At 71.7% G+C, this 20,286-nt stretch carries 19 protein-coding genes; 9 read left to right on the forward strand and 10 right to left on the reverse strand.

Features of this window, described 5'->3' with window-relative positions; genetic code table 11:
* Positions 1-85: 85 nt before the first annotated feature.
* Together ACFXBC_RS31495 and ACFXBC_RS31500 are read right to left on the reverse strand one after the other, a co-directional pair.
* Entirely contained in the window at positions 86-1,333 is a 1,248-nt protein-coding gene (locus tag ACFXBC_RS31495; RefSeq protein WP_385032216.1) for an amidase, read from the reverse strand.
* A gap of 11 nt (positions 1,334-1,344) precedes the next feature.
* Positions 1,345-2,793: a cytosine permease gene (locus ACFXBC_RS31500; RefSeq protein ID WP_385032219.1), complete on the reverse strand. Its 1,449-nt coding sequence runs from the start codon at positions 2,791-2,793 to the stop codon at positions 1,345-1,347.
* A gap of 207 nt (positions 2,794-3,000) precedes the next feature.
* On the opposite strand from ACFXBC_RS31500, the gene ureA reads away from it, so the two are divergent.
* The 6 genes from ureA (at position 3,001) to cimA (ending at position 10,559) form a co-directional block, all read left to right on the forward strand.
* Entirely contained in the window at positions 3,001-3,702 is a 702-nt protein-coding gene (gene ureA, locus ACFXBC_RS31505) for an urease subunit gamma (protein WP_385032222.1), read from the forward strand.
* Complete coding sequence (locus ACFXBC_RS31510) at positions 3,695-5,359, forward strand: urease subunit alpha (RefSeq protein WP_385032225.1); 1,665 nt, start codon at positions 3,695-3,697, stop codon at positions 5,357-5,359. Before ureA ends, ACFXBC_RS31510 begins: the two co-directional genes overlap by 8 nt.
* Positions 5,360-5,433: 74 nt before the next feature.
* Entirely contained in the window at positions 5,434-6,453 is a 1,020-nt protein-coding gene (locus tag ACFXBC_RS31515; RefSeq protein WP_385032229.1) for an agmatine/peptidylarginine deiminase, read from the forward strand.
* A gap of 91 nt (positions 6,454-6,544) precedes the next feature.
* Positions 6,545-7,156, forward strand: coding sequence for a TetR/AcrR family transcriptional regulator (locus tag ACFXBC_RS31520; RefSeq protein WP_385032232.1), 612 nt, complete (start codon positions 6,545-6,547; stop codon positions 7,154-7,156).
* Between the two features lie 113 nt (positions 7,157-7,269).
* Positions 7,270-8,601 (forward strand): MFS transporter, encoded by a 1,332-nt coding sequence (locus tag ACFXBC_RS31525; RefSeq protein WP_385032235.1) that lies wholly within the window; start codon positions 7,270-7,272, stop codon positions 8,599-8,601.
* Between the two features lie 350 nt (positions 8,602-8,951).
* Positions 8,952-10,559 carry a citramalate synthase gene (gene cimA / locus ACFXBC_RS31530; protein ID WP_385032238.1) on the forward strand — a complete coding sequence of 536 codons (1,608 nt, stop codon included), beginning with the start codon at positions 8,952-8,954 and terminating at the stop codon, positions 10,557-10,559.
* 90 nt (positions 10,560-10,649) lie between these two features.
* On the opposite strand, the gene ACFXBC_RS31535 is transcribed toward cimA, so the two are convergent.
* From ACFXBC_RS31535 to ACFXBC_RS31545, 3 genes are read right to left on the reverse strand one after another with little or no spacing between them, the layout of a single operon-like run.
* Positions 10,650-11,168 (reverse strand): MarR family winged helix-turn-helix transcriptional regulator, encoded by a 519-nt coding sequence (locus ACFXBC_RS31535; RefSeq protein WP_385032242.1) that lies wholly within the window; start codon positions 11,166-11,168, stop codon positions 10,650-10,652.
* 28 nt (positions 11,169-11,196) lie between these two features.
* The gene (locus ACFXBC_RS31540) at positions 11,197-11,973 is read right to left on the reverse strand and encodes a pyridoxamine 5'-phosphate oxidase family protein (protein WP_385032245.1); all 777 of its coding nucleotides are present in this window, start codon (positions 11,971-11,973) and stop codon (positions 11,197-11,199) included.
* Positions 11,970-13,286, reverse strand: coding sequence for a globin domain-containing protein (locus tag ACFXBC_RS31545; RefSeq protein ID WP_385032248.1), 1,317 nt, complete (start codon positions 13,284-13,286; stop codon positions 11,970-11,972). The genes ACFXBC_RS31540 and ACFXBC_RS31545 overlap by 4 nt, the downstream gene beginning before the upstream one ends.
* A 383-nt stretch (positions 13,287-13,669) precedes the next feature.
* On the opposite strand from ACFXBC_RS31545, the gene ACFXBC_RS31550 reads away from it, so the two are divergent.
* A complete protein-coding gene (locus tag ACFXBC_RS31550) occupies positions 13,670-14,836 on the forward strand; it encodes a PP2C family protein-serine/threonine phosphatase (protein ID WP_385032251.1) in 1,167 nt (388 codons plus the stop codon).
* An 11-nt stretch (positions 14,837-14,847) separates the two neighbouring features.
* Here the strand turns inward: ACFXBC_RS31550 and ACFXBC_RS31555 are convergent, their stop codons facing one another.
* From ACFXBC_RS31555 to ACFXBC_RS31570, 4 genes are all read right to left on the reverse strand, one after another.
* Positions 14,848-15,228, reverse strand: a complete 381-nt coding sequence (locus tag ACFXBC_RS31555; protein WP_385032254.1) for an STAS domain-containing protein — start codon at positions 15,226-15,228, stop codon at positions 14,848-14,850.
* Between the two features lie 66 nt (positions 15,229-15,294).
* A complete protein-coding gene (locus ACFXBC_RS31560; protein WP_385032257.1) occupies positions 15,295-16,572 on the reverse strand; it encodes a phosphatidylserine/phosphatidylglycerophosphate/cardiolipin synthase family protein in 1,278 nt (425 codons plus the stop codon).
* A 180-nt stretch (positions 16,573-16,752) separates the two neighbouring features.
* On the reverse strand, positions 16,753-16,959 hold the full coding sequence (locus ACFXBC_RS31565; RefSeq protein ID WP_385032260.1) for a tautomerase family protein: 207 nt from the start codon (positions 16,957-16,959) through the stop codon (positions 16,753-16,755).
* Between the two features lie 81 nt (positions 16,960-17,040).
* On the reverse strand, positions 17,041-17,775 hold the full coding sequence (locus ACFXBC_RS31570; protein ID WP_385032263.1) for an SDR family oxidoreductase: 735 nt from the start codon (positions 17,773-17,775) through the stop codon (positions 17,041-17,043).
* A 104-nt stretch (positions 17,776-17,879) separates the two neighbouring features.
* Here ACFXBC_RS31570 and ACFXBC_RS31575 point away from each other — a divergent pair, with 104 nt between their 5' ends.
* Positions 17,880-18,593 (forward strand): TetR/AcrR family transcriptional regulator, encoded by a 714-nt coding sequence (locus ACFXBC_RS31575; RefSeq protein ID WP_385032266.1) that lies wholly within the window; start codon positions 17,880-17,882, stop codon positions 18,591-18,593.
* Here ACFXBC_RS31575 and ACFXBC_RS31580 read toward each other — a convergent pair.
* Positions 18,562-19,791 (reverse strand): MFS transporter, encoded by a 1,230-nt coding sequence (locus tag ACFXBC_RS31580; protein WP_385032269.1) that lies wholly within the window; start codon positions 19,789-19,791, stop codon positions 18,562-18,564. The genes ACFXBC_RS31575 and ACFXBC_RS31580 overlap by 32 nt on opposite strands.
* 56 nt (positions 19,792-19,847) lie before the next feature.
* Here ACFXBC_RS31580 and ACFXBC_RS31585 point away from each other — a divergent pair.
* Positions 19,848-20,286: ABATE domain-containing protein (locus ACFXBC_RS31585; RefSeq protein ID WP_385032272.1), on the forward strand; the 439-nt coding region annotated here is incomplete at its 3' end.

A 20,286-nucleotide genomic window follows, 5' to 3' on the forward strand; every position in this document is an offset into this window, starting at 1 on the left:
AGCCGACGAATCCACGGAAGGACAGCCGAAGCGCCAGTCAGTCCTGGGGTCAGACCGCCGAGCGGAGCCACAGCAATCATCACTGTCAGTCCTCCCCGATCGCCGTCTCGATCATGGTGCCCCAGGCCAGGACCCGTTCGTCTGCGCCCGCGGCTCCCACGCACTGGAGTCCCAGCGGTAGTCCGTTCCCCGCGTGACCGGCCGGGATCGTCAGGGAGGGGAGACCGGCGTTGCTCCACGGGAGGCACATGACCGAGCTGCCGGTCGTGGTGAGGCCCAGGGGGGCCGGGCCGGTCGCGGACGGGGTGATCCACAGGTCGGTGCCGGTCATCGCCGACGCCATCCGGTCGCGGAACGCGACCCGCTCCCGCTGCGCCCGTGCGTAGTCGACCTCCGTGATGGCCAGGCCCTCCTGGATCGCCCGCACCGTCTCGGGGCGGTAGAGCGCGCCGTACTCGGCGAACCACTCCGTGTGCGTACGCGCCACCTCGTAGCGGTTCATCGTGAAGAGCTGCGCCCTGACCTGCGCGAAGTCGGCCATCACAGGGATCCGCCGCACGGTGAACCCCGCCGCGCGCAGCCGCTCCACCCGGGTCGCGAAGACATCGAGCGCCTCCGGTTCCGCGCACTCCAGGTAAGGGCCTTCGGGGACGGCCAGCACCGGCAGGGCGGCCCTCGGGCCGGCCGCGGCGGTGTGTGCCGTCGGCTCGTACGGGCTGCGCGCCGCCGGCTCGTACGGGCGCCAGTTGTCGCAGACCGCCGCTGCCGCGGGCAGCAGTCCCGCCACGTCCGCCGCGAAGAGGCCGAGAGTGTCGAAGCTGGGAGCGTTCGCGAGGACACCGTCGACCGGGATGCGTCCGTACGTCGGTTTGAAGGCGGCCACTCCGCAGTACGCGGCCGGGCGGATCATCGAGCCGACCGTCTGGCTCCCCACGGCCAGCGGCACCATTCCGGCCGCGACCGCCGCCGCCGAGCCGCTGCTCGAACCGCCCGGGGTGTGCGCGAGGTTGCGCGGATTACGGGTCGGGCCCGGGGCCAGGACCGCGAACTCGGCCGTCACGGTCTTGCCCGCGATCACCGCTCCCGCCGCGCGCAGCCGGTCGACGACCGTGGCCTGCCGCCCGGCCAGGGCCTCCGGCGGGAGGGCCGAACCCGCCCTGGTGGGCAGGGCGTCGACATGGATGATGTCCTTGACGCCGACCGGGACGCCGAAGAGGGGCGGCCGGTCCGCGGGGTCGGGCCAGCGGGCGGTGACGGCCGCGGTCTCGGCGGCGATCCGTTCGGCGCGGGCCGGTTCGGGGACGAAAGCCTGTATCTCACGGTCCAGGTCCATGGGCCATGACGCTACAACTCCGCGAGCGCTCCGGCAGGGGTCTCGGAAGGGTCCGCGGGGTCCTTCACGGCGGCGCGGGCCGGGGCCGTGCGTGCGGTCAGCGCCGCGTGGACCAGGCCGCCCACGGCGCCGGAGAAGAGGAAGCTGCAGTCCACCCCGCCGGTGAGGTGCAGCAGGGGGCCCTCGTAGAACGGGGTGGAGACCGCGCACAGCCCGACGGCCGCGCCGGCCGCCCAGGCCACCGACGCCCGTACGTTCCAGCCCGAGCGGTACCAGTAGATCCCGCCCACGGAGCGGCGGTTGAAGACCTGGAGGGCGTCGGAGTCGTACTGGCCGCCGCACCGCACGTACCCGATGACGGTGATCACGGCCCATGGCGTGCCGATGGCCGTGAGCAGCAGGACGAATGAGGTCATCGCCGACTGCGCGTCCCAGGCGAAGTGGCCCACGAAGACGAAGAGCGTGGCGACGGCGGCCACCACCAGGGTCGCCCGCGCCCGGGTGGCGCGCGGCAGGATCGCGTCCAGGTCCAGGCCCATCGAGTAGAGCATCAGCCCCGCGTTGCCGACCGAGCCCGCCGACGCGGCGAGCAGCAGCGGGATCAGGTACCAGCCGGGCGACGCGGTGACGAGCGGACCCGCGAAGTCGGCCGCCGAGCGGGCGGCGAGCGCGGTGTACGTGCCGAAGAGCTGGGGGACCAGCAGCCCGAGTACCAGGCCGCAACAGGTGGCGGTCAGCACGGCCTGTGAGGTGTGGCGGCGGGGCGAGACATAGCGGGTGTAGTCGCCGAGCAGGGTGATGAAGGCGATGGGGCCGCTGAGCCCGGCGGCCACCGCAGAGAGGAACCAGGTGGGCCAGAAGGAGCCGAGCAGATATCCGGTGTGCGGCGCGGCGGCGGTGGTGAAGTCGGGGGCGTACGCGAAGAGTCCGAGCACCAGCAGGAGCGTCATACCGAGCGCGAGCGCCTTGCTGAGGCGCAGCAGGATCCGGTACCCGTACACCGCGCCGGTGACGGTGAGGGCGGCGAGCAGCGCGTAGACGAGGGCGTGCATCAGGCCGCTGTCGGGCAGCCCGGTCAGCCGGGACAGGGTCCCGGTCATCACGTCGCCGCCGGTCCAGAGCGTCAGCGCGGTGTATCCGAGCGAGAGCAGCAGACCGACGACGGAGCCGATGAGCCGGCCGCGTACGCCGAACTGGGCGCCGCTCGACGTGGAGAGGTTGGTGCCGGTCCGCAGGGAGACCAGGGCGAGCGGCGCGGTGAGCAGGGTACCGACGACCGTGCCGGAGACGACGGAGGTGACGGACGGCCACAGACCGAGGCCGAAGGAGACCGGCAGCCAGCCGAAGATGATCACTCCCAGGCAGAGGTTGGACCCCAGCAGGATGCTGATGAGATCACGCGGACCACTGGTGCGCTCCGCGTCGGGGATGGTGTCGACTCCGCGCTGTTCGATCGGCACGAGGTAACTCTCCGCTCGTCTGTTTCAGTGCTGGTCTGATTGCGTGCTCGCCTGTTTGAGTGCCGCTCAATCTGATGTCTTCCGGTTTTGTATGTCAATGGTTCTGGTTCTTTCTATAACCGTTGTTTGAAGTTAGAGTGGCGTTCTAAGTGATGGATCATGAGCGACGAGCAGTGATCACTGGGCGATCGATGGAAGCGAGTGGGCGTGAGACTGACCCCGACCGAGCGCGACCGGCTGCTGCTGTTCGGCGCCGCGGAGCTGGCGCGGGCGCGCCGGGCGCGCGGACTGCTGCTCAATGTCCCCGAGGCGACGGCGCTGATCGCCGACACGGTCTGTGAGGCGGCCCGTGACGGGCGGCGCCTCGCGGAGGCGATCGACGCGGCGCGCGCGGTGCTCGGCACCGGCGATGTGCTGCCCGGGGTCGCCGATGTGGTCACCGAGGTGCATGTCGAGGCCGTCTTCGACGACGGGTCGCGGCTCGCCGTGGTCAGCGACCCCATCGGCGGCGGTTCACTGGGCGACGAAGCGCCCGGCGCCGTGCTGTCCGGGCCCGGCTACCCCGACCCGGTCCCCGACCGGACGCTGACCGTGCGCAACACCGCGTCCGTGCCGGTCAGCGTCACCTCGCACTTCCACTTCTTCGAGGCCAACCCCCGGCTGGACTTCGACCGCGCCGCCGCCTACGGCATGCGGCTCTGCGTACCGGCCGGCTCGTCGGTGCGGTTCGGGCCGGGCGAGAGCGCGGAGGTGGGGCTGATCGCGATCGGCGGCGACCGGATCGCGATCGGCTTCGCCGGTCTGGTCGACGGGCCGCTGGACGCGCCCGGCGCGAAGGAAGAGGCCCTGCGGCGCGCGGCGGCCTGCGGATATCTGGGAGCCGGACGACGGGAGCCGAACGATGAGTGAGTACACGGCCGTGCACGGGCCCCGCACGGGAGACCGGGTCCGCCTCGGCGACTCGGGGCTGACCGTACGGGTCGAGTCCGACGCACAGCGGCCCGGCGACGAGTTCCTGGCCGGATTCGGCAAGACCGCCCGCGACGGACTGCACCTCAAGGCCGCCGCCGTGCGCGAGACCTGCGATGTCGTGATCAGCAATGTGCTGGTGATCGACGCGGTGCAGGGCATCCGCAAGGTCTCCATCGGGATCCGGGAGGGCCGGATCGCCTCGGTCGGCCGGGCGGGCAACCCCGACACCCTCGACGGGGTCGATGTCGTCGTGGGCACCGGCACCTCGATCGTCTCGGGCGAGGGGCTGATCGCCACCGCGGGCGCCGTCGACGCCCATGTCCATCTGCTCTCCCCGCGCATCATGGAGGCCTCGCTCGCCTCCGGGGTGACGACGATCATCGGCCAGGAGTTCGGCCCGGTCTGGGGCGTCGGGGTCAACTCGCCCTGGGCGCTGCGCCACGCGTTCAACGCCTTCGACGCCTGGCCCGTCAACATCGGCTTCCTGGGGCGCGGTTCGTCGTCCGACCCGGCCCCGCTGGTCGAAGCACTCGCCGAGGGCGGCGCGTCCGGCTTCAAGGTCCATGAGGACATGGGCGCGCACACCCGCGCCCTGGACACCGCGCTGCGCGTCGCGGAGGAGTACGACGTCCAGGTCGCCCTGCACAGCGACGGCCTGAACGAGTGCCTGTCGGTCGAGGACACCCTGAGCGTCCTGGAGGGCCGTACGATCCACGCCTTCCACATCGAGGGGTGCGGCGGCGGCCATGTGCCGAACGTGTTGAAGATGGCCGGGGTGCCCAACGTCATCGGCTCGTCCACCAACCCGACGCTGCCGTTCGGCCGGGACGCGGTCGCCGAGCACTACGGGATGATCGTCTCCGTACACGACCTCAAGACCGATCTGCCGGGCGACGCGGCCATGGCCCGCGACCGGATCCGCGCCGGGACGATGGGCGCCGAGGACGTTCTGCACGACCTCGGTGCCATCGGGATCACCTCGTCGGACGCCCAGGGCATGGGGCGCGCGGGCGAGACCGTACGCCGCACCTTCGCCATGGCCGGGAAGATGAAGGCCGAGCGCGGTGCGGAGGGCGACGACGACAACGAGCGTGTCCTGCGGTACATGGCGAAGCTGACCATCAACCCGGCGATCGCCCACGGCCTCGCCCACGAGATCGGCTCCATCGAGACCGGCAAGCTCGCGGACATCGTGCTGTGGCGCCCCGACTCCTTCGGCGCGAAGCCGCAGCTCGTCCTCAAATCGGGCTTCCCGGCGTACGGGGTGACCGGCGACCCCAACGCCGCGACCGACACCTGTGAGCCGCTGATCCTCGGACCGCTCTTCGGCTCCTACGGGGCGGCCCCCGCGGACCTCGGAGTGGCCTTCGTGGCCCAGGCCGCCATCGACCTGGGCAGCGACCACATGCCGACCCGCCGCCGGCGCGTCGCCGTACGCGGCACCCGGGGCATCGGCCCGGCCGACCTGCGGCTCAACTCCCGTACCGGACAGGTGGATGTGGACCAGCGCACGGGTCTGGTCACACTCGACGGCGACCCGCTGGAGTCCCGGCCCGCCGATTCGGTCTCGCTCAACCGGCTGTACTTCCTGTGATCCGCCCTACCGCGGCCCGCACCGGTCTCCCCGCCGGTTCATCCCTGCCGTCCGATCTCCCGGAGGACCCCGCCATGTTCCGAATGCCGCCCGAGTGGGCCCCGCACGAGCGCACCTGGATGGCCTGGCCCGGCCCGAACCCGACCTTCGACGACGCGGCGGGTCTGGCGCGGGCGCGTGAGGCGTGGGCGGCTGTGGCGCGGGCGGTGCGCCGCTTCGAGCCGGTGACGATGGTGACCGGCCCCGGCCAGTCGGCGGACGCCCGCGCGCTGCTCGGACCGGACGTCGAGCTGGTCGAGCGGGACCTGGACGACGCCTGGATGCGGGACATCGGCCCGACCTTCGTCACCGACGGCGAACGGCTGGCCGCGGTGGACTGGACGTTCAACGGCTGGGGCGCCCAGTCCTGGGCCCGCTGGGGCCACGACGCCAAGATCGGTGCGTACGTCTCCGACCTGGCCGGGGCGCGGACCCTCTCATCGGATCTCGTCAACGAGGGCGGTGCGATCCATGTCGACGGCGAAGGCACGGTCCTGCTGACCGAGACCGTCCAGCTGGGCGCCGAGCGCAACCCCGGCTGGACCCGGGAACAGGTAGAGGCCGAGATCCACACCCGGCTCGGCACCACGAAGGCGATCTGGCTGCCGCGCGGACTCAGCGGCGACTACGGCGAGTTCGGGACCCGGGGACATGTCGACATCGTGGCCGCGTTCGCGCGCCCCGGCGTGGTCGTCGCCCACACCCAGCCCGACCCCGCACACCCCGACCACGATCTGTGCAAGGGGATCGTGGCCCAGCTGCGCGCCGAGACCGACGCGAAGGGCCGCCCGCTGGAGGTGGTGGAGGTCCAGGCCCCCACCGTCCTGGAGGCGGACGGGGGCTGGGCCGACTACTCGTACATCAACCACTACCTCTGCAACGGCGGTGTGGTGCTCTGCTCGTTCGGCGATCCCCGGGACGAGGAGGCGGCCGCGGTCTTCCGGCGGCTCTTCCCGGAGCGGACCGTCGTCCAGGTCGACGCCCGGACGATCTTCGCGGGCGGCGGCGGCATCCACTGCATCACCCAGCAGCAGCCGCTGGTGGACGGCGCCTAGGACACGGCCCACGGAGCGGGACGGAGGCCACGGAGCCCGGGACCAGGACGAGCCCGCGGCGGCCGCCGGCGGGTCCCATATTCTGGGCTCCATGAACGAACCGGCGGCCCGCGCGCGCAAGAACGCCCCGCCCCGCGAGAGCCTGCTGGCCGCCGCCATGGCCAGCATCGCCGACGGCGGCCTGGAGAAGCTCACCATGGCGGGGCTCGGCCGTGAGGTCGGGATGAGCAGCGGGCACCTCCTGTACTACTTCCGCACCAAGGACGAACTGCTGCTCCAGACCCTCGAATGGAGCGAGGAACTGCTCGGCATGGACCGCCGCTCGGCGCTCGCCCGGCAGGTACCGGTCCGCGAACGGCTCGACGCGTATGTCGATCTGTACATCCCCGCGGGCCCCCGTGACCCGCACTGGTCGCTCTGGCTCGAACTGTGGAACCGGGCGCACGGCGTGGACGACGACACCCGCGCCCGGCTGCTCGACATCGAACTGTCCTGGCACCGTGATCTGGTCGCCCTGCTGGTCGAGGGGGCGTCACGCGGTGAGCTGCGCGCGGTCGACACCGAGCGGTTCGCGACGCGGATAAGGGCCCTGCTGGACGGTTTCAGTACCCATGTGGCGATGGGGCTCCCGGGCTCCGGGCGGCCCCAGGTCCTCGCCCACATCGGTGAGTTCATCGACGAGGCGCTCGCTCCGCCCGGCTGATCCGGTGCTGCGCGGAGCGCGGCCGGACGGGAACGCAACGCACACAAGTACGCGTGATCGTTGCGTGCGGCCCTCTTGTGGGCCGTCAGGCGGCTGCGCCACCGTGAACCCCCATGGGACGAGAGCAGTGGAAGAAGGTCTGGGTCGGTTCGGCCGGCAACATGGTCGAGTGGTTCGACTGGTTCGTGTACGCCACCTTCGCGGTGTACTTCGCCGACGCGTTCTTCCCGGAGGGGAACGAGACCGCGAACCTCATGAACACCATGGGCATCTTCGCCGTCGGCTTCTTCATGCGGCCCGTCGGCGGCTGGCTGCTCGGCCGGATCGGCGACCGCAGGGGCCGCAAGGCGGCACTGACCCTCACCGTCACCCTGATGTCCGCGTCGGCGATCCTCATCGCGGTCGCCCCCACCTACGCGGTCGCCGGGTACGGCGGCGTCGCCGTCCTGCTGGTCGCCCGGCTGCTCCAGGGGCTCTCCGTCGGCGGTGAGTACGCGGCCAGCGCCACCTATCTCACCGAGGCGTCCGCCCCCGGCCGGCGTGGATTCGCCTCCAGCTTCCAGTACGTGTCGATGACCGCGGGCCAACTCGTGGGCCTGGGGATGCAGATCCTCCTCCAGCGCACCCTGTCCGAGGACGCCCTGCACAGCTGGGGCTGGCGCATCCCGTTCATCGTGGGCGCCGTCGGCGCGGCCGTCGTCTTCTATCTGCGGCGCTCGCTCCTGGAGACCGAGGTGTACGCGGAGTCCGGTGCGGCGGCCGACGAGAGCCGCGGCACGCTCCGGGCGCTCTGGGCACACCGCCGGGAGGCCGTCCTTGTGATGGCCCTGACGATGGGCGGCACCGTCGCCTATTACACGTACACGACGTACCTCACCAAGTTCCTCTCCTCCAGCGCCGGAATGCCGAAGTCCACCGCCTCGCTGGTGAGCTTCTGCGCGCTCTTCATCTTCATGTGTATCCAGCCGTTGGCGGGCATCCTCTCGGACCGGATCGGACGCCGTCCGCTGCTCATCGTGTTCGCGGTCGGCTCCACCTTCCTGACCGTGCCGATCATGATGATGCTCAAGCACGCGGGCACGTTCTGGCCGGCCTTCGGCCTGGCGCTGCTCGCGCTGCTCATCGTCACCGGTTACACCTCGATCAACGCCTGTGTGAAGGCCGAGCTCTTCCCGACCGGGATCCGCGCGCTGGGGGTCGCCCTGCCGTACGCGGTGGCCAACGCGCTCTTCGGAGGCACCGCGGAGTATGTGGCGCTCTGGTTCAAGAAGGCCGGCGCCGAGTCGGGTTTCTACTGGTACGTGGCCGGGTGCGCGGCGGTCTCGCTGGTGGTCTATCTCACGATGCGGGAAACCCGCGACATCGATCTGAACCGGGGCACAGCCGAAGGCGCCACCGCCCGGACGCCCGGAACCCTGGGGGAGGCGAGCCCTTCCGCGCTGTGAGCCGGACCGCGCGGCCCGGTCCCGCGGACGTGGTGCGCGCCGCGCCCGCGGGGAGACTTGACCGCATCGTGAGATTCCCTCTATGGGGAGTGGACGGTGTGGCAGACTGCGGGCGTGTCCTCGTTCGCCATGATTATCGGCAGCAGGCGCGCCGGTCCGCAGTGACCGCACCCGTACCAACCCGTACGGCGCGGCCACCGTGCCCCAGACCCGCGCGCTAACCCTTCGCACCCGCGAGGGGTTTTTTCGTTTACGGGCCCCACCTCGGCCCGGAACGAGGCGCACGCGAAGATGGGGGCAAGTGGAGCCAGACATTCCGGATCCACCCATCCGACAGGAGTCAGATCAGCATGACCACAGAGGCCAAGGCCACGGACGACAGCTTCCATGTCTTCGACACGACGCTCCGCGACGGCGCACAGCGCGAAGGCATCAACCTCACCGTCTCGGACAAGCTGACGATCGCCCGGCACCTCGACGACTTCGGCGTGGGATTCATCGAGGGCGGCTGGCCCGGCGCCAACCCCCGCGACACGGAGTTCTTCGCCCGCGCGCGGCAGGAGATCGACTTCAGGCACGCGCAGCTGGTGGCCTTCGGCGCCACCCGCAGGCCGCACACCCCCGCCGAGGAGGACCCGCAGCTCAACGCGCTCCTGGAGTCCGGCGCCCCGGTCATCACGCTGGTCGCCAAGTCCCACGACCGCCATGTGGAACTGGCGCTGCGCACCACGCTCGACGAGAACCTGGCGATGGTGCGCGACTCCGTCTCCTACCTCCGGGCCCAGGGCCGCCGCGTCTTCCTCGACTGCGAGCACTTCTTCGACGGGTACAAGGTCAACCCGGAGTACGCCAAGTCCGTCGTACGCGCGGCGGCCGAGGCCGGCGCCGATGTCGTCATCCTCTGCGACACCAACGGCGGGATGCTGCCCGCCCAGATCCAGGCCGTCGTGGCCACGGTCCTCGCCGACACCGGCGCACGCCTGGGCATCCACACCCAGGACGACACCGGCTGCGCCGTCGCCAACACCCTCGCCGCCGTCGACGCGGGCGCCACCCATGTGCAGTGCACGGCCAACGGCTACGGGGAGCGCGTCGGCAACGCCAACCTTTTCCCCGTCGTGGCCGCTCTGGAGCTGAAGTACGGCAAGTCCGTACTCCCCGAGGGCTCGCTGCCCGAGATGACCCGTATCTCGCACGCCATCGCCGAGGTCGTCAACCTCACTCCCTCCACCCACCAGCCGTACGTGGGCGTCTCCGCCTTCGCGCACAAGGCGGGGCTGCATGCCTCCGCGATCAAGGTCGACCCGGACCTCTACCAGCACATCGCCCCCGAGCAGGTCGGCAACACCATGCGGATGCTGGTCTCCGACATGGCGGGCCGTGCCTCGATCGAGCTCAAGGGCAAGGAGCTCGGCATCGACCTGGGCGGCGACCGCGAACTGGTCGCCCGGGTCGTCGAGCGCGTCAAGGAGCGCGAGCTCCAGGGCTACACCTACGAGGCCGCTGACGCCTCCTTCGAACTGCTGCTCCGCGAGGAGGCCGAGGGCCGGGCCCGCCGGTACTTCCGGGTCGAGTCCTGGCGCGCCATCGTGGAGAACCGTCCGGACGGCACCCACGCCAACGAGGCGACGGTGAAGCTGTGGGCCAAGAGCGAGCGTATCGTCGCGACGGCGGAGGGCAACGGCCCGGTCAACGCACTCGACCGGGCGCTGCGGGTCGGCCTGGAGCGGATCTACCCGCAGCTCGCCAAGCTGGAGCTGACGGACTACAAGGTCCGCATCCTGGAGGGCAGGCACGGCACCGACTCGACCACCCGCGTGCTGATCACCACCAGCGACGGCGAGGCGGAGTGGTCGACGGTCGGCGTCGCGGAGAACGTCATCGCCGCGTCCTGGCAGGCCCTGGAGGACGCGTACACCTACGGTCTGCTGCGGGCCGGGGTGGAACCGGCCGAGTAGCAGCCCGCCACCGGCCGGGCCCGGCCCGGGAGACGACGGGGCGCGGCGCCGCAGCTGTCGTCCTGCGCCCTCCGGGGTACGGGACAGCCCTCAGGCGGACATCCCGTGGGCCCGCCCACGGGAGTCGCTCCGCTCCGGCGCCCGCACCGGCGATGTGGTCTCCAGGGAGCGCCGGAAACCGGTCAGGCCCTCGACCAGGGCCCGCTGGGCGGCGGGCGGCATGGCCGCGATGGACGCCAGCAGGGCTTCCTCGCGCCGGGCCCGCAGATCCCGCAGATAGGTGCGGCCCTGCGGGGTGAGCCGGAGCTCCAGCTCGCGCCGGCTCACCGGGCTGGGCGAGCGCTCCACGAAGCCGAGCGCCTGGAGCCGGTCGCAGAGCCGGCTGACGGACGACGGCGCGGCACCCAGCACCTCGCCCAGCGAGCGCTGGTTGATGCCTTCCTCCCGGTCCAGCGTGTACAGGACTCTCAGCTGGGACGCGGAGGCGGGCGCGGGGGATACCGCGTCCCGGCCGTGTTCCCAGAGCACTTCCAGCAGCTCGATGACCTCGGACGCCACGTCGGCGGCCTGGGGGGACCGCGGGGCCGAGGCTTTACCGGACAGAGCCATTCAGCCAGTGTTTCATGCGCGCGGGCGGTCAGCGCAGAAGCTTCAGGAGACGCTCACGCCGCGTGCGTGCGGGCGCCCCGGGGGCGTTCCCGCTGCCGGCGGCGTGCCGGGCGGGGGCGGGCGGAGCCGCGGGAGGCGGGGGAGCGGCCGGGTACGAGGACGGCTCGGCGTACCCCCCGGGGTAGGACGGCGGCGTGGGATACGCCACCGGCCGCCGCTCCCCGGTGAAGTACTCGGAGTCCTTGGGACGCTGCGCGGGCGAGGTGCGCTGCCGGGGCGCGGGCTCCAGATGGGGGATGTGCTTGGAGCAGTGGACGTACGCCTCGTCGACCGACAGATGGATCCACATCTGCGGCTGCCTGCCGGGCGCGGTGTCGCGGGGCAGGTGCGGATAGAGGGCGTAGTGGTCGTGGGCCGAAAGGACCTGGGCCCGCCCGTTCACGTGCAGCCCTATGTGGTGCTCGGTGAAGTCGATGAAGAGCATCCCGAGGTGCGGGTTCTCGGTGATGTTGCCCGCGCTGGCCACCACCCCGTTGCCGCGGTACTCGGGGTAGGTGAGCGTGTGGTCGTCGAGCGCGACGACGAACCCGGGCGGCCCCGAGCGGAAACTCGCGTCGCACTCGCCGTGCGCGTCCGCCGTGGAGAGGAACACCATGTACTGCCGTGCGATGAAGTCCATCATGGCCGGGGTGAGGCAGGGGCGCATCTGCCGCTCGTAGAAGCCGGACGCACGCTCCCCGGTTCCCAGCGCCTCCTGGAGCAGCCGCTCCCCTGCGGAGCCGAACGAGTCCTCATAGGTGGTCACAGCTGATCGTCTTCCTCCTGGGCACGGGCACCGGCGCGGGCACGGCGCAGTGACGAGGCGAGCGCGGGCGCACCCCATGGGTCGTAGTGCAGCTTCTCCGGAGCGAGACCCCGCTGGAGCAGGACATCGGCTGCGGCGGAGATCATCTGCTGGGGGCCGCTGAGGTACGCCTCGTGCCGGTGCCAGGGGCCGAACTCGGCCAGCACCTGGGGCAGGGAGCCGGTGCGGCCCACGATGTTCTGCTGGGAGACCGCCGCACGCACGGTGAGCCAGGGATGGCGCTGGCTCATCCGGAGCATGTCGTCGAGTCCGTACAGCTCTTCGGCCGTTCTGGCGCCGACGAACAGGTCCACACTGCGCCGGTGCGAGATGCCCTGCCGGGCCACCTCCTCGACGAGGGCCCGGATGGGGGCGAGCCCGGTGCCGCCCGCCACACAGAGCAGGTCGTCGCGGGAGCCGGGGTCGATGGCCATGTCCCCCTGGGGCGGGCCGAGCCGCAGCTGGTCGCCGACGGCCGTGTGGTCGACGAGCGCCTGGCTGACCCGGCCGCCCGTGACCGCCCGGACGTGGAAGGTCAGGGACGAGTCCTCGCGCGGTGCGTGGGCCGGGGAGTAGTGCCGCCACTCCCGGGGCCACCACGGCGACTCCAGGCTCAGATACTGACCCGCGGTGTAGGCGTAGGGCTGGTCGGGCCGCACGGTGATCTCCGCGATACCGCTGGGGTGGCGCACATGCCCGGTCACCACCGCGTTCCAGACCGCCGGGTTGTACTGGGCGTCCTGCTCGGCGGAGCGCACCATGATGTCCGCGACCGCCCCGTACGCACGCTCCCAGGCACCGGAGATCTCCGCGGTCCAGGCCGGGCCCGCGAACCGGGCCAGCGACTCTATGAGGCACTCGCCGACCGCCGGGTAATGGGCGCGCTGAGTGCCGAACTTGCGGTGGTCCCGGCCCAGATGGGCGCAGAAGCGCGTCAGGCTGTCGGGATCGTCGACCAGTTCGACGATCCGCAGCAGTGCCCGGAGCAGCCGGTCGCGCTGCACATCCATATTGGCGGGGAAGAGTTCACGAACCGCCGGGTACCGGGCGAAGAGGATGGCGTAGAAGTAGACCGCTATCTCCTCGACCTGCGGTTCGACCACCGCGAGGCTGGCCCGGATCAGCTCGGTGTCCCGCCCGCTGTCGTGCGCGTCCTGCGGGGCCCACTGCTGAGCCCCGCTGTCGTGCGCGTCCTGCGGGGCCCACTGCTGAGGGGCTGCGGGCTGCGCGCCGAGCGGCGGAGGGGGCCCGGGGGCGGGCACGCCGGGCGTCATGGGCTCGGGGGTGCTCCCGTACGCGGTGGACCCCCGACGGAACCACCTGCCGCCGCCGCTGTGCGGCGTTTGACTCACCGTGCGCCGGTCGAGCGGTGCGACGCGGACGGGCCGTCGGCCTCGTCGCGTATTCCGGCCGGACCAGGTCTGTCCTTCATGTGCTTCCGAACTCCTCGGTTCCGTGGTCCTGTGGGGCTTGCCGACCGCGGTGCGGATCCAAGCAGCGACCGTTCCACTTCCTTTGCGGCAGCCATTACAGCGAGGGCGTGATCGCGGCGCAAGCCGTGTGCGGTGACGGGCCGTCCGCATAGTGGACGGAGGCTGTCCGCAGACCGTTCGCCACAAGGGGCGGCCGGTCGTCCGGGTGTGCCATCATCGCGACTGTGGACAGTTTCACAGCGGTGGAGCGCGCGCTGCGGTCGGCTGCACCCCACTTGCTGGCCGATGTCGTCACCGACGCTCTGCGTGAGCACTGCGGTGCCGTCAGTGTGGTGCTGCGCATGGCCGACTACGCCGTCGCCACCTTGCAGGTGGTCGAGACCGTACCCCTCGCCACGGATCCCGTACCGATCCACGACAGCCCGCAGGGCCGTGCGTTCGGAGCGCAGGAGCCGTATCTGGAGCGGGTCCGGGGCAGCGGGGTGGTGATCGTCCATCTGCCCGTCACCATTCGCGGCGACCGGATGGGCACGCTGTCGGTGAGCATCCCCGACGAGCGGTACGAAGAGGCCGTACTGCCGGAGCTGGTACACATCTGCGAAGCCCTCGGGCACGAGATCCTGGTCGCCGAACGCGACACCGATCTGTATGTCGTGGCCCGCCGGGCCACCCGGCTCACCCTCGCCGCCGAGGTGCAGTGGCAGCTGCTGCCGGGGCACTCGGTCGACCGTCCGGAGTTCTCGCTCGGCGCCCATCTGGAGCCCGCCTACGCCATTTTCGGCGACACCTACGACTGGACGGTCTCCGCCGACACCCTCCAGCTCATCGTGACCAACGGCTGGGGAACCGGGATCGAGGCGTCGCTGCTCACCAGCCTCGCGACCAACGCCCTGCGCAACGCGCGCCGCGCGGGCGTGGGCCTCGCGGACCAGGCGTACCTGGCCGACCAGGCCGTCTACGGGCAGTACCGGGGCGATGCGCATGTCTCCGTACTTCTGATGAGTTTCGATCTGGCGACGGGCGAGGCCGAGGTGGTGGACGCCGGTTCGCCCCGGGTCTGGCGGATGCGCGACGGAGCGGTCGAACCGATCCCTTTCGAGGCCCAGTTGCCGCTCGGCATGTTCGAGGACACCTCGTACACCAGCCAGCGCTTCCAGGTGCGCGGCGGCGACCGGCTGCTCTTCGGGAGCGACGGCGTGTACGACACCAGGTCGGCCGGCGGTGAGGTGTACGGGGAGCGGGCCCTGGCCCGCTCCCTGGGCTCGACCCGCTTTCTGCCGCCTTCGCAGGTGCCGCGGGCGGTGCTGCGCGAACTGGCCGCCTACCGCGACAACGCGCCGCTCGCCGATGATGCTTTGGTGGTCTGTGTCGACTGGGTCGGACGCGGCTGACCCGGGCGACCCTAGATCTTCTCCTCCGCGTCCGCCACGACGGCCAGCGCTTCGGGGAGGGTGGGCGCGGTGGTGAAGATCTCCTCCACCCCGGTGACGTCGAAGAGGCGCTGCACCTGCTGGTGCACCGGGCCCGCCAGGCAGAACGTCCCGGTGGAGTTGGCCCAGAGCAGCAGGTTCAGCGCGCTGGAGTCCGCGAAGGTGACCCGGGACAGGTCGAGCACCACCGGTCTCCCGGTGTGGAACGCGCCCGCGATGGCCTCGCGGACCGGTGGGGCCGCGTCGATGTCGATCTCTCCGGACGGTGCGACCACGGTTACGGCGCCCTGCTCGAAGCAGGACACGCCGTCCGGCTCGCCGCTCTGGTCCGAAGGCACGCTAACAGTTGTCATCCAGCAATGATCACACGTTGTCGCCGTCTTGGCGAGCGACCGCAGGTACCGTACCCGGCCGCCCGCTCAGAGGAAGTGCCTGATGGGGATCACGGCCGCTTCCCGCAGCCGCTCGGACAGCGCGCGACGGTCCCAGCGGGCGGGGTCGATGGCCTCGCTGCGCTTCAGATCGGCGTCGAAGTCGGAGTCGAGCGCCGTGGTGAACGTCTCGTCCAGGACCGCGAGCATGACCTCCTCGTCGTGTTCGAGGGAGCGGCGGTTGAAGTTGGTCGAGCCGATCAGGGACGCCACCCGGTCGACCGTGATGATCTTGGTGTGCAGCATGGTGGGCCGGTACTCGCGGATCTCGACACCGGCGGCCAGCAGAGCCGCGTAGTGGTGCCGCCCCGCCAGCCGGCAGGCGCGCTGGTCGGTGTGCGGGCCCGGCAGCAGGATCTCGACCCGGACACCCCGGCGGGCCGTCGCGCACAGCAACTCGATGAAGTAGGTGTCCGGTGCGAAGTAGGCGGTGGCCAGCCGGAAGCGCTCCTCGGCCGATGTGAGCATCACGCGGATGAGAGTCTGGAGGTCCTGCCAGCCGAAGCTGGCCGAGCCGCGCACCACCTGGACGGTGGCGTCGCCGGGCTGGGCGTGCTCGGTGAAGCGGTCGCGGTCGTCGTACAGCTCGTCGTGGCACTCCGCCCAGTTCTGCGCGAAGGCGGCGGCGACCCCGTCGACGGCGGGCCCGCGCAGCCGTACATGGGTGTCGCGCCACTCGGTGGAGTCCCGTGCGTCCCCGCACCACTCCTCGGCGATGCCGACGCCCCCGGTGAAGGCGGTGTGCTCGTCCACGACGAGCGCCTTGCGGTGGCAGCGGTGGTTCTGCTTGAACGGTGAGAGCCGGGTGGGCTTACGGAACCACGCGACCTGCACCCCGGCGCTGTCCATGGCGTCGAGCAGCTCCTGCTCGATCTCCTTGGCGCCGAAGCCGTCGAGCAGGAGCCGCACCCGGACACCGGCCCGCGCGCGGTCCGCCAGGGCCGTCGCGAAGTCGTGGGCGATCTGCCCGCGCCAGTAGACGAAGGTCATCAGGTCGATGGTGTGCTCGGCGGCACGGACGGCGTCCAGCATGGCGGGGAAGATCTCGTCCCCGTTGCGCAGCGGGACCAGCTCATTGCCCTCGGTGGCGGCGATGCCGATCAGCCGCTCCAGGCGTCTTCGCAACCGCTGCTTGCGCGCCGAAGCGTCCGGCCGGGGGTCCTGCGGGGCGTCGTCCTGCCGTGTGTCCGGCCGGGTGTCCTGCGGGACCTTCTGGCGTGTGTCCTGCGGTATGTCCGCCCGGGGCGCCGCTGTCTCCTGCTGCATGGGTGGTGCCTCCTCCTCCGCGCCGCCGTACCGGTGCGCACGACGACGAGGAGGAGCGTATGCGTCCGGTGGCGGGGCTCGGCGGGGAAGGCTGCCCAGGCGTCCGGGGCGGCGGTCGGTACGGGCCCGGTGGCCCGGGTGGCGGGGCGGGCGCCACGACGTCCGCCCCGCCGTCGGGTCTCAGCTCCTGCCGAGCATCTCGGCCGTGAGGATGGTGCCGCCCACGCTCCAGCCCCCGTCGGGGACCTCGTCGATCACCACGAGGGTGGTGGCGCGGGCGCGCTCACCGTAGACATCGGCGTACGCGTCCGTGACGGCGTCGACGAGCTTCTTCTTCGACTCCTGCGTCAGGGTTTCGGCGGGCACCTTGAGGTTGGCGAAAGGCATGGTGATTCCTGTTCTCTGATGGGGTGTTGAGTGAGTCGGAGAGGTGGGGCGGCAGCGGGGCGGGGGTGTGGCCGCCGGGTGTCAGACGATCCCGCCGTTGGCACGCAGGACCTGCCCGTTGACCCAGTGCCCCGCGGGGCCGGCCAGGAAGGCGACGACCTCGGCGATGTCCTCGGGGGTGCCGAGCCGCTCCAGCGGGGGCTGCTTGGCGAGGCGCTCGATCGTGGCCTCGTCCTTGCCCTCGAAGAACAGCTCGGTGGCCGTGGGGCCCGGGGCGACCGCGTTGACCGTGATGTCGCGGCCCCTCAGCTCCCGCGCGAGGATGAGCGTCATCGCCTCCACCGCCCCCTTGCTGGCGGCGTAGGCGCCGTACTGGGGGAACTGCAGCCCCAGCACCGACGTGGACAGACTGACGACGGCGCCTCCGTCACGTACGCGGCGAGCCGCCTCCCTGGCCACGACGAAGGTGCCGCGGATGTTGGTGCGGTACAGGTCGTCCAGGACGGTGAGATCGAGGTCCGCGATGGGTGACAGGCCCATCCGGCCCGCGGAGTTCACCACGACGTCGACGCCGCCGAACTCCTTCTCCGCCGAGTCGAAAGCGGCCGCGACCGCGTGCTCGTCGGCCACGTCGGCCTGTACCGGTACGGCCCGGCCGCCGGCGGCCGAAATGGTCCCGACCACCTCCTGTGCGGCGCCGGCCGACCCCGCGAATCCCACCGCGACGGCGTAGCCGCGGGTGCCGAGGGTGATCGCTGTCGCCCGTCCGATCCCCCGGGAGCCGCCCGTGACCAGGGCGACACGCTGCTCGTTCATAGCTCTCCTTCCGTATCGGCGATACCGATGTGCGAAATCGACGATATGGCGACGCTAGCACGGGTTCTTTATCGACGCTAGTCACATGGCGTATCGTTGATTTCATGGATACGGACGGAACGATCCGAGCGGCAATGACCGAAGCCGCGCTGCGGCAACTGGCGGGCTCTTCGGACCACGACGTGGCCACCCGTGCGGTCTGCGAAGCCGTCGGCGTGACCCAGCCGGTCCTCTACCGGTTGTTCGGCGACAAGCGCGGACTCCTCGACGCGGTGGCCGACCACGGATATGAGCGGTATGCCGCGCTCAAGGCGGCCCAGGAGCAGACCGGGGACCCGGTGGCCGACCTGCTGGCCGGATGGGACGGCCACCTGGCCTTCGCGAAGGACAATCCGGCGCTCTACCAGCTGATGTTCACACCCCGGCCCTGGTCCCACTCCACCGCCCGGCAGCGCGTGTTCGACCTGCTCGTGGCGGCGCTCGTCCGGTGCGCGGCGGTGGGCGCCCTCAGAACCGAACCGGGCACCGCCGCCGAGCTGATCCTCTCCGCGAACGTCGGCATCACGCTCCACCACATCGCCGTGCCGGCGCTGTTCGAGGACTCCACGGTGTCGCACCTGATGCGTGACGCCGTGTTCTCCCGGGTGCTCACCCGGCCCGCCGCACACGACGAGGGCGACCCCCTGCACTCGGCCGCCCTGCGCCTGCACGCCCAGCTGGAGCTGAACGGCACCGACGCCCTCGAACCGGTGGAAACCGCTCTGCTGCTCCGCTGGCTCGCCCGCATCACCGGGCCCGGCCCCCACCCGGCGTCCTGACACGGGCGGCCGCCGCGGTGCGGTCGCCGCGAGCGCGCCGGGCGCCCCGCGATGAGCAAAGCGCGGCGAGCAGCTGAACCCCGGCCGCTGTCAGCAGGGCGCCCGGCCGCGACCGGGCGGCGAGCGGTCCGGCGGCTGCCGAGCCGAGGGCGAAACCGGTGAGTTTGAGGCTGGCGCCCGTGGTGAAGATCTGGCCGCGCAATCGCTCGGGCGCCTCCCGGTGGCGGATCGCGAACAGGGCGGTGAGCTGGGGGCCTTCACCGATTCCGGCGAGAACGGCGGATACGGCGACCGGTACCGGACGGCCGGTCGCCGCGAGCAGCGGGGCTGCCGCCAGAACCAGCGTGCTGAGCCGGACGACCGTCTCCGGGCGCGGCGGCCGATGACGGCGGGAGAGCAGGGCGTTCGCCGCGAGGGCGGCGCAGGCGGTGGTGGTGAGCAGGGCCGCACCCCGGTCCGCCCCGCCGAACACCCGCTCCCCGAGCAGCGGGGTGCAGGCGAGCAGTACACCGCCGCCCGCACAGGAGATGACGGACGCGGTGGTCGCGCGGGCCAGGGCGGGGGAGCGGGCGATGGCGCGGAATCCGGCGGTGAGGTCGCTGCGGACCCGCCGCCGTGCGGCAGTCCTTTCCGTACCGCTCCGTCCGGGCAGCATCCACGCGGCCGGAACAGCCAGGCAGATCAGCCCGGCCGACACCGCCACACCGCTGGACGCCCCCGCCGACGCCGCGACGGCTCCGGCCAGGGCAGGGCCGGCCAGGCTCGCCAGGCCGAACGTCATCGCGTCGAGGGTGTTCGCGCGGGGCAGCGCGCAGGCGGTGACGACGCGCGGCAGTTGGGCGGTCCAGCCGCCCGAGAGCGCGGGCCCGAGCAGCCCGCCCGCCGCCGCGACCAGTACGACACAGCCGACGGGTATCCGGCCCAGACCCAGCAGCAGAGCGCCCAGCGTCCCGGCGTAGAGCGCGAGCGCGCAGGCCAGCAGGCGGCCGGGGCGCGCCGCGCGGTCCAGGAACACGCCGAGGACGGGGCCGCCGACCGCGGCCGAGACCGTGAGACCGGCGAGGAGCGCGGAGGCGGCCGAGGCCGAACCGGTGACCGCGAGCCCGGCCAGCAGCAGGGCGGGCCCCGACATCTCGTCACCGGTACGCGCCGCCACCGCCCCGGCGGTGTAGCGGACCAGTGCGTAACGCTTCTGCATGGCGGCCACGTTACGTACGTAACTCAATTACGCGCCAGATGCGTTACCGTGGCCGGGTGCTCACGCCGAACGAGACTCTGGAGCGGACCGCCGCTCTGATCAACGTCCTGAGCCTGGAGGCGGCGACGCCGGGGCAGGTGGCCGAGGTGCTGCGCGCTCACGGCGAGACCGGTGAACTCGCCCTCTCCGCACGCGACATGGACGGCCTGCGCGCGTCGGCCCGTGCGCTGCGCGAGGTCTTCACGGCTGAGGGGACCGCCGCCGCCGCATCAGCCGTGAACAGGCTGCTGCGGCGCAGTACGGGACGTCTGCGCCTCACCTCGCACGACGGCACCACGCCCTGGCATCCGCATCTGGACCGCCGGGACGACGCGCCGTGGGGCGAGTGGTTCCTCGCGTCGTCCTGTCTGGCGCTGGCCGTCCGCCTCTGGGACCGCCAGCGCGCGGCCCGGGGGGGGGTGCCCGGGGGGGGGGGGGGGGTGGGAGTTGTGGTGG

It is taken from the genome of Streptomyces sp. NPDC059398 (assembly GCF_042751845.1).
Classification (GTDB): domain Bacteria; phylum Actinomycetota; class Actinomycetes; order Streptomycetales; family Streptomycetaceae; genus Streptomyces.